The organism is Vibrio bathopelagicus (assembly GCF_014879975.1).
Taxonomy (GTDB): Bacteria; Pseudomonadota; Gammaproteobacteria; order Enterobacterales; family Vibrionaceae; genus Vibrio; species Vibrio bathopelagicus.
Genome location: NZ_CP062501.1, coordinates 679,661 through 694,036, shown reverse-complemented (window position 1 = coordinate 694,036; position 14,376 = coordinate 679,661). Strand labels below are relative to the sequence as shown.

The following is a 14,376-nucleotide window of genomic DNA, read 5'->3' as shown; positions in this document are numbered from 1 at the left end:
ACAATCATTTGTTCTCCCAGTACTTTGAACTGAGAGTGACACAGAAATAGGACACTATTATGAATACAACATCACCTATCCAAGCGGTTATCTTTGACTGGGCTGGCACTATCGTTGATTTTGGATCGTTTGCTCCAACGAGTATTTTCGTTGAAGCATTCAAGCAAGGTTTCGACTTTGACATCAACTTAGCAGAAGCTCGTGAACCTATGGGTATCGGCAAATGGGATCACATCCAAGCAGTGGGTCGAATCCCTGCAGTTGACGCTCGTTGGAATGCCCAATTCGGACGCTCGATGACAAGTGACGACGTTGATGCGATCTACGCGGCATTCATGCCTCTTCAGAAAGCGAAAGTAGCAGACCACGCAGCCCCAATTTTAAACGCGATTGAAGTGGTGAATAACCTAAAAGAGAAGAACGTGAAAATAGGCTCTTGTTCTGGTTACCCACGAGAAGTAATGGACGTACTGATTCCTGCAGCAGCAGATTACGGTTATCTACCAGACAACGTAGTTGCAACTGATGACTTACCGCAAGGCGGTCGCCCTGCTCCATTCATGGCACTTAAAAACGTCATTGACCTAGGTGTGACGAACGTTGCTGTTTGTGTGAAAGTGGATGATGCAGCACCGGGGATCGATGAAGGCCACAATGCAGGTATGCGGACAGTAGGCCTTGTACTATCAGGTAACGAAGCAGGCTTAACCTACCAAGAATATGTGGATGCCGACGAAGCGACACTTGCAGCTGCGCGTGAAAAAGCAAGCGTGAAGCTAAACAAATCAAACCCGCACTACCTAATTGATACCATCGCCGACTTACCAAATGTCATTGCAGACATTGAAAAACGTCTGTTAGCAGGTGAGCGCCCATAAGCAAAAGCGGGCTATTCGCGTAATGTAAAGTGCGCGAAAAACATCTCTAATCGCTTGAATTCAAATCCCTATCCAATCATGTACTCACTCGAGTTCAACATGTTGGGTGGGGATTTTTGCTTTATAAGCATGATAAAGCGCAAGTTTTTTACTTATTCCCCGTAGACCCACAGGTAAATAGACGAGGCTAGGCTATCGCTTAAATATAATCATTCCAACAAATGATAAAACCAACAATAAAGGCATCTTAAATATATAATATTTAACAATTTCATTGACTCCAATACGCAATCAGATTAACAATATGAGTACTGAGAAAGAAATAGGTTCACCTGAACCAACACCTTGATTTACTTATTATAAGCAGTGTCGTAACCCAATAAGTGATCGTTTTACTGGTAAGTTCAGATAAAAATAAGAGTTAATCCAAGGAAAAGATTATGAAAAAATTGTCGAAAATCATGTGTGCTGTTGTAGCCGCTTCAGGCTTAGCAGCAGCACCTTCTATTGCTGCAACGACTTACGTGGGTGCAAAAGTGGGCGTGGGCTGGCTAGACAGCGCATGCGTAAGCGGTGAAAAGTGTGATGATGATGCAATTGGTGCTGGCATCTACTCTGGTTACAATTTTAATGACAAGTTTGGTATTGAGCTAAGCTCAGACTTCCTTGGCGACTACAAGACAAGCTTTTCAAAGAACGGCACAACAGCTGCGTTCAGCGATCCACTGATCGCAATCTCTCTAACTCCGATGTACCGTCTACCAGTACAACAAGAGTTTGACGTATTCTTCAAAGCAGGTCCTGCGTACATTTCACACGGTGGCGAAGATGACGTTGTTCTTTCTGCTGGTATCGGTGTAGAGAAGCAACTGTCTTCTGATTGGGCATTACGTGTTGAATACCAATACTTTGATGATTTCGATGACAAATTCGTTCAAGATCTAAACTCGAACCTACTTTCTGTTGGTGTTAGCTACAGCTTCGGTACAGGTAACACAACGGCATCAGCGGCGGCTGCAACAGCTTCTGCAGTAGCAGTGACTCAAGCGCCATCTGAGCCAATCACAGAGCCAGCAGTTGTAGTTGAAGAGAAAACAACAGTTGTTGTGACTAAAGCGCAAACAGAGAGCTACTCTCAAGAAATGTTCGCGACTAACAGCACTGAACTATCTACAGACGGTAAGATTGCACTACAACCATTGGTTGAAGTACTTAAAGCTCACCCTCAATCAACCGTTGTTGTTGTTGGTCACACTGACTCAACAGGCGCAGCTGAATACAACATGATGATCTCTAAGAAACGTGCTGCTGCAGTAGCTGCACACATCGAAGAGCAAGGCATTGCTGCTGACCGCATCACTGCAACAGGTGAAGGCGAAGAAAATCCAGTTGCATCGAATGATACAGCTGAAGGTCGTGCTCAAAACCGTCGCGTTGACGCAACGATCCCTGGTTTTGAATACCAGCAAGAAGTGAAAGTTGAAGAAGTTATCGTAGAAGCTGCTGAATAATAGCACTCTACCTTAGCTAAAATAATAAGGGCGGAGCACTTTCAAGTGCTCCGCCCTTTTCTTTATCGTCTTTGTCCATAAGCTTTAAGCCGTAAGAATCAGCTTAACGCCAAACGGTACAATCAGAAGACTAGACGATTTCCCAACTGTGGGTCATCTCTACTCCCGCACCCAGCATTAAACACACTGAGCAGTACTTTTCTAACGAATCCGCACAGACCTTAGCAACTAGTTCAGGATCAAGATTGTCACCAGACACTTCAAAGTGAATATTAATCACGGTAAAGATTTTTGGTGCTGTTTCACGACGTGTGGTTTCAAGCTTTGCGTTACAGCCAGTGATGCTTTGACCTGCAGCTTTCAAACCATCTACCACATCAACAGAGCTACAACCACCTGCAGCCATTAGCACCATTTCCATAGGGCTTGGCGCGGTAGCACCACCGCTTCCGTCCATAACGATAGAATGGCCTGATTGAGATTGACCTAGGAATTTAAAGCCTTCGACCCATTTAACTTCTGCTTGCATGCTGTTCCTTAGATGACCGATAACTGCCATCACTGTCTACTATTTAATTATTAATACCGACACCCTACTACTGGCGGCATTTATGAGCAAGATTTTCTCTGTGACATATTTTTTTTATGAATGATGCAATTTTTTCCATCTAAAACCTGTCTCTATTCGTACATTCAAAATCGAATGAAAAGAACGTCAAGATGAGGTATCTATGAATAAATTATCTAAAATATTGGTATCACTCGTGGTTGCACTACCACTGATTTCGCTGTTTGTGAGCCAGACTGGCACTGCCAATACAATGGATAAAACGGCTAATTCAGGCAAAAGTGAAATCGCGACACTAGCCGGTGGTTGTTTTTGGTGTACAGAATCCGATCTGGAGAAGCTGCCCGGTGTCACCGACGTTATCTCAGGGTATTCTGGTGGTGAATTAGAAAATCCAACCTACAAACAAGTTTCATCAGGTAAGTCTGGTCACATCGAAGTGATCAACGTGACTTATAACCCTGATGTAGTTAGCTACGAACAGGTGCTTGACCAATTCTTCAGACACATCGACCCAACTGATGACAAAGGTTCATTCGTTGACAGAGGCCCACAATATCGACCTGCGGTTTTCTATCATAACCAAGAGCAAAAAGACGTCGCTCAAAACTTCATGATGGAAATCGATAAAGCTCAGATCTTTGGTAAACCACTAAAAACTGAACTGATTGAGTTTGAGAAATTCTGGCCAGCAGAAGATTACCATCAAGATTATTACAAAAAGAGCAAAGTTCGTTATAACTACTACCGCTACGCTTCTGGTCGTGATCAGTACCTAGATAAAATCTTCGGTGATGATAGAAAAGAAACGCCGAAAACGATCCGTCAAATCATCGATGGTAAAAATGCGACAGCCAATGCTAAGACATACACTAAGCCGTCTGATGCAGAGATCAAAGCTTCTCTAACTTCACTGCAATACGATGTCACACAAGACGACGCAACAGAGCGCCCGTTTGACAACAAATACTGGGATAACAAGCAAGAAGGTATTTACGTCGATATCGTAACAGGTGAGCCTTTATTCTCTTCAAAAGACAAATACAAATCAGGAACAGGTTGGCCGAGCTTTACACAGCCAATCAGCGAAGCTTATGTTGTAACGACTACTGATTATAAGCTGCTTTACCCAAGAACAGAGGTTCGTAGTAAGTTTGGTGATTCTCACCTAGGACATGTATTTAAAGACGGTCCAAAACCGACAGGTTTACGCTACTGCATGAACTCAGCCGCAATGCGCTTTATCCCTGCGGATAAATTAGCAGAAGAAGGCTATGAGGAATACGTTGAGATGTTTGAGGGCTAAGCATTCGGTAATTAACGATAAACCTATAACAACAAAGCCAGCATATCGCTGGCTTTGTTATTTACAGTGTACCGTCCTAAATATGGTTGACACATTTCCAACATGAAATTGGAGTGTCATGAAAACAACAAGTAGACGTACTCAACGAGATTATTCTCTTGCCTTTAAATTGGCAGTCGTAAGCCAAGTTGAAAAAGGCGAAATGACTTATAAGCAAGCTCAAGAACGTTATGGGATCCAAGGTCGCTCTACCGTTTTAGTTTGGCTTCGCAAACATGGTCAACTAGATTGGTCTAAAGGAATAGAACAATCGAGAGCGTTAGGAGCGACTATGTCAAACTCTTCCTCAACTCAAACCCCAGAGCAACGAATCAAAGAACTCGAGCAGCAATTAGAAGAAACTCAGCTCAAAGCTGAGTTCTTTGAAAGCGGTTGTAAAGTCATGGATCGAGATTTCGGAGTCCGAATCTCAAAGAAGCGCAAGGCCGAGTTATTAAGGAAAAAACGGTCAGAAAGTTGACCGTCACCAAAGCTTGTCACTTCATAGGTATTACACGACAAGCTTTCTACAAGCGCTGTGTTGCAGAAATTCATCAGACAAAGAAAGATGAATCCGTACTCGGTTTTGTGAAGGAGCAAAGGATGATGCACCCTCGTATAGGGACTCGTAAGATCAAGTATTTACTTGCTCAAAACGATATTGAAATCGGGCGAGACCGCTTATTCTCTCTGCTGAGAATGAATCGATTATTAGTACAGAATCGAAGGGCTTACCATCGAACCACAAACAGTAATCATCGCTTTTACTGCCATCCAAATCGAATCAAAGAAGGCTTAATACCGGAAGGTCCAGAGCAATTATGGGTTGCCGATGTTACTTATCTAACAACGCGGCGTGGTAGTACTTATCTCAGTTTAGTGACGGACGCTTACTCAAGAAAAATCGTGGGCTATCACATAAGTGATGATATGAAAGCTCGCACGGTCAAGCAGGCCTTTTAAACGCGTTGAAAGAGCGGAAGAATACAGGTGAGCTTGTCCATCACTCAGATCGAGGTGTTCAGTACTGCTCTGTTGAATACCAAGAGTTGCATCGACAGTATGATGTATCTTGCTCAATGACTGATGGCTATGACTGTTATCAGAATGCGTTGGCAGAGAGGATCAACGGAATACTGAAGATGGAGTATCTGTTGAATAAGCCTAATGATTTAGATGAAGCAAAGAAAATGGTCGCTGAATCAGTAAAAATCTATAATGAATATAGGCCTCACACAGCTCTAAAATACAAAACGCCCGATGAAGTACATCGAGCGTTTTAGTCAATCAAGTGTCAACCCATATCAGGACGGGTCACAGAGCTTTATTTATTAGCCTGTTATTCTTATTAACCCGTTAACACAGTATCTTCGGGATATTTCAACAAGGAAGGTTCTGGACGAGCCAGCATGTACGCCAAAGTCAAAGGACCAATACGCCCTATTACCATCACGACAATCATGATGTATTTACCCGGTTCAGTTAAGTTTGCTGTTAATCCTGCCGTCAGTCCAACGGTTGCAAAGGCAGAAATCACCTCAAACATCACTCTGTCAAACGCGGCCTGCTCAGTAAGCATTAACAAAAACATCGCGGTAGTTAATAGCGCTCCACTGACCACTATAATGGCTAATGACTTTGTTACCGCTTGCCAAGTAACGGTACGCTTAAACATCACTACATGCTTCTTTTGACGCAAGAATGTCCAAGTCGCGACAAATGCAACCGCAAAGGTCGATACCTTAATACCACCACCAGTCGAAGTTGAACCAGCACCAATCAACATCAATACGATCATCACCAATAATGCAGGTTGCGTATACTGAGACAAATCGACACTATTGAAACCGGCAGTACGAGCACTCGCAGACTGGAAAAATGCCGCTAGCCACTGACCTTGTATAGAAAGGCCTTCCATCGTTGCAGAGTTATTCCTCTCCAATAACCAAAACATAACCGTACCCACCAACAGCAAAGTTGGTGTCGCGGTCAGCATGATCTTGGTGTGTAAATGCAAGTGCTGGAAACCTTTACGCCAGTTACTCGATAAGTCGCCGACCACCGTGAAACCTAACCCACCGAAAATAAACAAACCCGCTAAGGTAAAGATCACCAATGGATCATCAACAAAACTCATCATACTGTCTGAGAACAGCGCGAAACCTGCGTTATTGAATGCAGATATAGCGTGAAAGAGCGCATAAAAGCTTCCCGTCGCCCATCCCATTTCTGGAACCCAACGGAAACAGAGCAATACAAAACCGACAAACTCCGCCACCAATGCAAAAATAATGATCTTCTTCACTAACTTACGAAGGTTAATCTTACGATCTTGTCCTAGCGCTTCCTTCGCCAATGCTTGCTGTTTTAGACTTAATCGGACACCAAACATATAGAGCAGTACCGCAGACAGGGTCATTTGCCCTAACCCGCCAACCTGCATCAAAAACATTAGCAAGATTTTTCCCGCCAAAGTGAAGTGTTCACCCGTGCCGACAACGCCCAAGCCTGTCACACTAATTGCGGATGTGGCAGTAAACAGCGCATCTGTAAAACTAAGTCCGGTTACAGAAAAGACTGGCAGCGTCAACAAGATTGCAGAAGGGATAAGAACACCTAGGAAACTCGTAAGGATAATCTTCGGCTCAGAGCCTTTGCGTGGCTTTTTATCTGTATTGAGCGTGTAGAAAGTACCTTTTCGTTTCAACGAATTCATACGGTTACCTTATTACCAATTACCAATTACCAATTACGAAGTTTTCTAGACAAAGTCTCTTTCGGCCCAGCGATGATCACCACATCACCGATCTCTAAACTGACATCAAGTTCAGGGGCTTTGGTTAGGTTCGGGCCGCGCTTGAAGCCAAGTACTTCAACCCCTACCTCTTTGCACAGCTTTAGGTCGCGAAGTTGCTTACCTAATAACTTTGAGCCAATAACAATTTCTGTCATCGCTAAGCCACTACCTAGGTCGATAAATTCAAGAACGCGTCGGTCCAGCATTTTACGCGCAACTCGGATCCCCATATCTCGCTCTGGCATAATGATATGATCAGCGCCAATCTTAGCTAGGATCTTGCCGTGGAACTTATCGTTCGCCTTCACCCAAACAGCCTTAGCACCGGACTCTTTCACTACCAACGTCGTTAGAATACTTGAATTAACATCAGACCCAATCGACACCATCACCATGTCGTAATCGTCTAGCCTTAACTCCTTTACCGTTTCTTCGCTCGTGCAGTTCGCAACAATCGCTTGTGAAACAAAAGCCGCCGCTTCTTTCACTCGCTCTTCATCAATATCGACGGCTAATACTTGCGCCCCTGAGCTTTGCAGCTCTTTGCAGACAGATAGACCAAAACGCCCCAAGCCGATAACTGCATATTGTTTGTCGCTCATTTGAAGTCCTGTTTAGAAATTTTAATTACACGGGATAGCCAAAGCTACATTAGTTTCTATCTCAAAAAAAGTTAGTTTTTCGATAATAAGGTTATACTAGTGTCATAATCGCTTGATTTATAAAGGTAGAGAACAACTCCAGTTTCTGCTAATTTCCAATTCATAATTTCTGCGGCAGCACACACAATGAATGAATTCATCACCCAAGTACAAACCTACATCAACCAGAGCCATAGTGATTGGGGCAACAGCGTCCTATTCATCACTATTGCGAGCTTTTTCGCTTGGGTAGCTTGGCGAATTATCCATAATCGCCTAGAAATCTTAGTCAAAAGAACTCCATTTCATTGGGATGACCTATTATTAGAAGCCTTAAAAACGCCTGTTAGTACGCTACTTTGGTGTTGGCCTGGTACTGTGTCGCTTGGCTTGATTCTTCAAGACCAATTTGGCAATGAAATCAATTGGCTAAGAACACTTAAGCATATTCTGATTATATGTACCTTTGTTTGGTTCACTCTGAGAATGATCACGAACTCAGAGGCCTATGTTTTAAAACAAAAGACCAGAGACGAAACCACCGTTCAGGCTATCGCGAAAGTCGCTCGCTTGTTCTTCATGGTGATGGGTGGCCTGACGATCATGCAGGCATTCGGCCTTAGCCTTTCAGGCTTGCTGACCTTTGGTGGTGTGGGTGGCTTAATCGTCGGTTTGGCAGCTAAAGATTTACTATCGAATTTCTTTGGCGGAATGATGATTTACTTCGACCGTCCTTTTAAAGTCGGAGATTGGATTCGCTCACCTGATCGTCAAATTGAAGGGACTGTTGAACGTATTGGCTGGCGCATGACCATCATTCGTACCTTTGATAAGCGCCCTTTGTACGTGCCAAATTCCGTGTTCAGTAACATTGTTGTGGAGAACCCATCAAGAATGCTGAACCGCAGAATCAATGAAACTTTTGGGCTTCGCTATCAAGATGCAAACAAACTAGCGCTCATTGTGGATGACGTAAAAGCTATGCTCGAAACGCACCCTGACATTGATGCTAAACAAACGTTGATCGTTAACTTTGATAAGTTCGGGCCATCAACGCTCAACTTTTTTATCTATACCTTCACAAAAACAGTCAACTGGGTGAGATACCACGAAGTTAAACAAGATGTTCTATTACAAGTGTTAGCAATTATCCATAAGCACAACGCCGATATCGCTTTCCCAACACAAACACTCAAGATCGATCCTCAAGGCTTTAACGAAGCTCAAGCTATCGTCACTTCCAATCCAGAAGCTCATCAATAGCCACGTCGATATTACTTATCGTTAAGTCTACTTCTTGTTCATAAGTGAATGGGTTAGCGATAAGTAAACTGGTTATCGATAAGCAAACAAGGGGAAGCGTGGTAACATGGTGCCAGTATTCTAATGCACCCAATTACCACTCTATGATTTTACCTGTCATTCTAGCTGGCGGCTCTGGTAGCCGCCTCTGGCCACTGTCTCGAGAGCTCTACCCTAAGCAGTTCCTCAACATTGCTGGCGAACAATCAATGCTTCAGCAAACCCTTCAACGCCTGCAAGGTCTTGAGGGCCATCTAAAAGGTAATGAGTGCGCTGCTCCCTTAATCATCTGTAATGAAGAACATCGCTTTATTGCCGCTGAACAAGCTCGATCGGCTAACATCCAACACAGTGGTATTTTGCTAGAGCCTGTCGGTCGAAACACAGCTCCAGCCATCGCATTAGCGGCATTACAAGCTTTAGATAAATCAACCCATAATGAGCAGGATGCATCAGACCCGATCTTATTAGTACTGGCTGCCGATCATCACATCGCTAACACCTCTGAATTCCAACAAGTGATTAGTCGTGGTGTTGATTACGCGAAGCAAGGCAAACTGGTGACATTCGGCATAACACCCGACGCACCAGAAACGGGTTATGGCTATATCAAACAGGGGGAACCTCTTTCCCCTCTCGTTCAGACCGATACCAATGCTAAAGAGCTGTCAGCCCATCATGCTTACGCTATTGAATGCTTCGTTGAAAAACCCGATCAAGCGACAGCACAAGAGTGCATTCGCTCAGGACTGTACTTATGGAACAGTGGCATGTTCATGTTTAGAGCATCTCGCTACCTTGAAGAGCTTTCGGAACATCACCCAGAGATCTTGGCTGCTTGTAAACTCGCTTTGTCCAAGCAAAATACCGACCTAGACTTCATCCGTATCGACGCTGACGCATTTAAAAATAGCCCAAGCGATTCTATTGATTATGCCGTGATGGAAAAGACCTCACACGCCGCAGTGATCCCGATGGATGTCGGTTGGAACGATATTGGCTCGTGGTCTGCTATCTGGGATGTCAGTGAAAAAGATGAGCATAACAACGTCATTGAGGGCGATGTGTTAACCGTCGACTCTCAACACAACTACATTCATGCGGAAAATAAGCTGGTCGCGACGGTAGGCGTCGATAATCTAATTATTGTCGAAACCAAAGATGCAATATTGGTTGCGAATAAAGACAAAGTTCAGGGTGTTAAATCGATTGTTAGTCAGCTAAATCAAACTGGTCGCACAGAACATGTTCATCACCGAGAGGTGTTTAGACCTTGGGGTAAATACGATGTAATCGACCTAGGTAAGCGTGACAAAGTAAAGCGTATTACCGTCAAAGCGGGTCATAGGCTTTCGCTGCAAATGCATCACCATCGAGCTGAACATTGGGTGGTAGTGGCAGGGACTGCAAAGGTAACCAATGACGATAAAACGTATCTAATCAAAGAAGATCAATCCACTTACATTCCGCTAGGTCATGTTCACAGCCTAGAGAACCCCGGAGAAGTACCTCTCGAGATGATCGAAGTTCAAACCGGCAGCCATTTAAGTGAAGACGATATCATTCGATATCAAGACAGCTATGGACGAGACGTTCGAAACCAACAAGCTGATTCATCTCAAAGCAACAAATCGAAATAGAGCGGCGACAATCAAGTGAAACCAACATTAGACCTTAGCTGCTTTAAGAACAACGATATTCGCGGCATCATTGGTGACCAAATCAATGGGTATTTTGCGTACCTGCTCGGCAAGGCATTTGGCGAATACGTCCTATCCGCGACACCTGAAACTTCATTTGATGGCTTGACTCAAGTGGTGATTGGTCATGATAACCGAGAAACGTCCCTTTCATTACAAGAAGCCATGACCAAAGGCTTAATCGAGTCTGGGGTAGAAGTCATCGACCTAGGTATGACAGGCACTGAAGAAGTCTACTTTGCGACTCGTCACCTAAAAGCGATTGGCGGAATTCAAATTACGGCAAGCCATAACCCAATCAATTACAACGGGATGAAACTGGTAGGTTCGGGGGCTAGCCCGATCAGCAAAGACAGTGGTTTGAATGAGATCAAACAACGAATTCAAATACTAGATCAAGAGCTGAACAACAACTTACCTATAGGTCATGTACAACCAAATGACTCTGGCAGATCGACCAGCATTCTCGTTCCTTATGTCGATCACTTACTCTCGTATATAAACCCGTCAAAGTTATCACCAATGATGATTGTGGTTAACGCAGGAAACGGTGTTGCTGGACATGTTATCGATGCTTTAGAAAATCGTTTCAATGAACTCAATGTTCCTATCACCTTCATCAAGATTCATCACACTCCAGACGGAAAATTCCCAAACGGTATTCCTAACCCCTTAATCAAAGAAAACCAGATTGCGACACGAGAAGCTGTCTTAGCTCATTCCGCCGACATTGGTATCGCATGGGATGGTGATTTCGACCGTTGCTTTTTCTTTGATGAACAAGGCAATTACATTGAGGGTTACTATATCGTTGGTCTGCTCACCGAAGCATTCTTACTTAAAGAGCCTAACGCCACTGTGTTGCACGATATGCGTATGACATGGAATACGATAGAGATCGCAGATAAACTCGGTGGGAACGCTGTTGGAGTCAAAGCTGGGCATGCTCTGATTAAAGAGAAGATGCGAGAACTGAATGCAGTGTATGGTGGAGAAATGAGCGCGCATCACTACTTCCGTGACTTTGGGTATTGCGACTCTGGGATGATTCCTTGGCTCTTAGTGATTGAACTGCTCTGCGAGACTCAACAATCTCTTCATCAATTGACCAATTCGAGTATGGATAGGTTCCCTTCTTCGGGAGAGATCAATCGTAAGGTAACAGACTCTGAACAGGTTATGGCTAGTGTACTATCACGCTACCAAAATAGTGCTGTAAGCATCGATCATACCGACGGTATCAGTATTGATATGGACACGTGGCGTTTTAACTTAAGAAAGTCTAATACCGAACCATTAATCCGGCTTAACGTAGAAACCAAACGAGATAAAGCATTGCTCTCACAAAAGGTCACCGAGCTGCTTAGCCTCATAAAATAGACTTGTCCTGTTCCTACCATTTCCTTAATAAACAAAAGCCGTAAATAATTGCGGCTTTCCCATATAAGAAAACTGTACTATTTGAGCTGGCGAGACGTATAAGTTTCACTGATCACACCAGAGCCTTTGCGCTTTTTCATCGTTACTTTTACAGAGCGTTTAGCATCAGCAACATCATAGCGAATCGCTTGGCCTAAGAACTTATCATTACGTTTGAGTTCTCGAGCTTCTAACTTGATCGTTTTGTTTCCGCGGTTTACATCACAACGGTAATCCCAATCGTTATTGCCATCTTTCAAACTAAGTAGAATACGCTGATTGCTTTTTCCTGACGTCGCTTTAATACCACGAGGTTGCTTGTCAATCGCTAGTGCAAGGCCAGCTTTACATAGTTGCTCTGCGTTGGGCCCAGTTGCTGCTTGTGCATTTGATATAGAAAACGTGTTTATCGCAATTAATACTACACTCGCCAATACTACTTTCATTGGTACGACTCTTCAGTTTATGGAACACCACACCATTTAACCATTCAGCATACGATAAGTAAATATTTTTATGGGATAGCAAACCTTAAAATGAGGGGCGTATAAAAAAGCCCTTACTCACAAAAGCGAGTAAGGGCCTTCAATAATCTAAGTCGTTTTAAAAGCTAATTAAAGCAAACCAACTTACTTGTTGCGACGAGCTTCAACAGCGCCTGCCAGTTGGCGCAGTACTGTTTCAGTATCTTCCCAACCAATACATGCATCAGTAACAGATTGACCGTAAGTTGCAGCTTTACCATCAACAAGATCTTGGCGACCTTCAACCAGGTGAGATTCAATCATCACACCGAAGATAGCTTTGTCGCCGCCAGAAATTTGTGCGCTCACATCATCAGATACATTCATTTGACGTTTGAACTGCTTAGAGCTGTTTGCGTGGCTGAAATCGATCATCACCTTTTGTGGAAGACCTGAAGCTGCTAGCTCTTCTTTGATCTTACCAACATGCTCTGCGCTGTAGTTTGGCTCTTTACCACCACGTAGGATAATATGACAATCAGGGTTACCTGCTGTTTCAACGATAGCTGAGTGACCGTACTTAGTTACCGATAAAAAGTGGTGCGAAGCACTCGCCGAACGAATTGCATCTGTTGCGATCTTGATGTTGCCATCAGTGCCATTCTTAAATCCAACTGGGCAAGATAGGCCAGAAGCCAGTTCGCGGTGAACTTGAGATTCAGTAGTTCGTGCACCGATTGCGCCCCAGCTGATTAGGTCAGCAACGTATTGAGGCGTGATCATATCTAGGAATTCGCTTGCCGTTGGCATTCCCATGTCAGTGAGATCAAGCAGTAGCTTACGTCCTAAACGAAGACCATCATTTAGCTTGAACGTATCGTTCATGTACGGGTCATTGATTAAACCTTTCCAACCAACGGTTGTACGTGGCTTTTCAAAGTAAACTCGCATGACGATTTCAAGGTTATCACCAAGTTCGTCGCGCAACACTTTCAAACGCTTACCGTACTCAAGCGCAGCTTCGGTGTCATGAATAGAACATGGACCTACAATAACAAGCAAGCGGTCATCACTTTCTTCTAAAATATTGTGGATCGCTTTGCGGCTTTCAAAGGTTGTAGAAGAAGCAACTTCTGTCGCTGGAAACTTTTCTAAAACAGCAACAGGGGGTAATAACTCTTTTACTTTGTTAATTCTTACATCATCAGTCTGGAACATCGCTTACTTCTTCCTTTTTTCTATCCTTGAGCTGAATGTACGTTGTCTCACGTCACTTTCTATCAGCACTAATCTTCTTGTTCCCTGTAACTTAACTAGTAAAAACTCTAGTTTCAATCACTAATTGAAAATAAACGCAATTTTTTTTGTGTTTTATATTCAAAACACCTTGTATACCATTATTTACACGCTATCGATTGCGTAATTTATGACAGGTTAAGAACGGTTATACTTCAAGCGTCACCATACATGTAAAATTATGCAGAACTTGAAAATAAAAAAGCTCACGTGATTAACGTGAGCTTTTAACTAATTACATTCTTTTCAATGGCTTGACAACGCTATCAAGCCCTTCAATTTTTAATGCCAAACAGAGCTTGAGTAAGTCACCTAACTCACCAGAGGGAAAGCCTTTTTTATCGAACCACAGCAAATATTCTTCAGGCAGGTCAATAAGTGTACGACCCGCGTACTTTCCAAATGGCATCTGCATTCGAGCCAACTTAATCAAGTTCTCTTTCTCTAGCATTATT

General features: G+C 43.4%; 12 protein-coding genes and 1 pseudogene. 7 read left to right on the top strand and 6 right to left on the bottom strand.

Features of this window, described 5'->3' with window-relative positions:
- Positions 1 to 59: 59 nt before the first annotated feature.
- Together phnX and IHV80_RS19440 are read left to right on the top strand one after the other, a co-directional pair.
- Positions 60 to 878 (top strand): phosphonoacetaldehyde hydrolase, encoded by an 819-nt coding sequence (gene phnX, locus IHV80_RS19445; protein ID WP_192891939.1) that lies wholly within the window; start codon positions 60 to 62, stop codon positions 876 to 878.
- Positions 879 to 1,318: 440 nt separating this feature from the next.
- On the top strand, positions 1,319 to 2,389 hold the full coding sequence (locus tag IHV80_RS19440) for an OmpA family protein (RefSeq protein ID WP_192891938.1): 1,071 nt from the start codon (positions 1,319 to 1,321) through the stop codon (positions 2,387 to 2,389).
- A 130-nt stretch (positions 2,390 to 2,519) separates the two neighbouring features.
- Here the strand turns inward: IHV80_RS19440 and IHV80_RS19435 are convergent, their stop codons facing one another.
- On the bottom strand, positions 2,520 to 2,918 hold the full coding sequence (locus IHV80_RS19435; protein ID WP_192891937.1) for an OsmC family protein: 399 nt from the start codon (positions 2,916 to 2,918) through the stop codon (positions 2,520 to 2,522).
- Between the two features lie 202 nt (positions 2,919 to 3,120).
- Here IHV80_RS19435 and msrB point away from each other — a divergent pair, with 202 nt between their 5' ends.
- Entirely contained in the window at positions 3,121 to 4,263 is a 1,143-nt protein-coding gene (gene msrB, locus IHV80_RS19430; protein WP_192891936.1) for a peptide-methionine (R)-S-oxide reductase MsrB, read from the top strand.
- 118 nt (positions 4,264 to 4,381) lie between these two features.
- Positions 4,382 to 5,585 (top strand): annotated as a pseudogene (locus IHV80_RS19425) (IS3 family transposase).
- A 65-nt stretch (positions 5,586 to 5,650) separates the two neighbouring features.
- On the opposite strand, the gene IHV80_RS19420 reads toward IHV80_RS19425, so the two are convergent.
- Positions 5,651 to 7,018: a TrkH family potassium uptake protein gene (locus IHV80_RS19420; protein WP_192891935.1), complete on the bottom strand. Its 1,368-nt coding sequence runs from the start codon at positions 7,016 to 7,018 to the stop codon at positions 5,651 to 5,653.
- A 26-nt stretch (positions 7,019 to 7,044) separates the two neighbouring features.
- Positions 7,045 to 7,701, bottom strand: coding sequence for a potassium channel family protein (locus IHV80_RS19415; protein WP_192891934.1), 657 nt, complete (start codon positions 7,699 to 7,701; stop codon positions 7,045 to 7,047).
- Between the two features lie 186 nt (positions 7,702 to 7,887).
- Here IHV80_RS19415 and IHV80_RS19410 point away from each other — a divergent pair, with 186 nt between their 5' ends.
- From IHV80_RS19410 to IHV80_RS19400, 3 genes are all read left to right on the top strand, one after another.
- Positions 7,888 to 9,003, top strand: a complete 1,116-nt coding sequence (locus IHV80_RS19410) for a mechanosensitive ion channel family protein (protein ID WP_192891933.1) — start codon at positions 7,888 to 7,890, stop codon at positions 9,001 to 9,003.
- 143 nt (positions 9,004 to 9,146) lie between these two features.
- Positions 9,147 to 10,682 (top strand): mannose-1-phosphate guanylyltransferase/mannose-6-phosphate isomerase, encoded by a 1,536-nt coding sequence (locus IHV80_RS19405; RefSeq protein ID WP_192892177.1) that lies wholly within the window; start codon positions 9,147 to 9,149, stop codon positions 10,680 to 10,682.
- A gap of 15 nt (positions 10,683 to 10,697) precedes the next feature.
- Complete coding sequence (locus IHV80_RS19400) at positions 10,698 to 12,122, top strand: phosphohexomutase domain-containing protein (RefSeq protein WP_192891932.1); 1,425 nt, start codon at positions 10,698 to 10,700, stop codon at positions 12,120 to 12,122.
- A 77-nt stretch (positions 12,123 to 12,199) separates the two neighbouring features.
- On the opposite strand, the gene IHV80_RS19395 is transcribed toward IHV80_RS19400, so the two are convergent.
- The 3 genes from IHV80_RS19395 to IHV80_RS19385 all read right to left on the bottom strand — a co-directional run bounded on the left by IHV80_RS19395 (position 12,200) and on the right by IHV80_RS19385 (position 14,372).
- The gene (locus tag IHV80_RS19395) at positions 12,200 to 12,607 is read right to left on the bottom strand and encodes a hypothetical protein (RefSeq protein WP_192891931.1); all 408 of its coding nucleotides are present in this window, start codon (positions 12,605 to 12,607) and stop codon (positions 12,200 to 12,202) included.
- A gap of 183 nt (positions 12,608 to 12,790) precedes the next feature.
- Positions 12,791 to 13,843 (bottom strand): 3-deoxy-7-phosphoheptulonate synthase AroG, encoded by a 1,053-nt coding sequence (gene aroG, locus IHV80_RS19390; protein ID WP_048612919.1) that lies wholly within the window; start codon positions 13,841 to 13,843, stop codon positions 12,791 to 12,793.
- Between the two features lie 313 nt (positions 13,844 to 14,156).
- Positions 14,157 to 14,372 (bottom strand): DUF3820 family protein, encoded by a 216-nt coding sequence (locus IHV80_RS19385; RefSeq protein WP_004730103.1) that lies wholly within the window; start codon positions 14,370 to 14,372, stop codon positions 14,157 to 14,159.
- Positions 14,373 to 14,376: the final 4 nt, after the last annotated feature.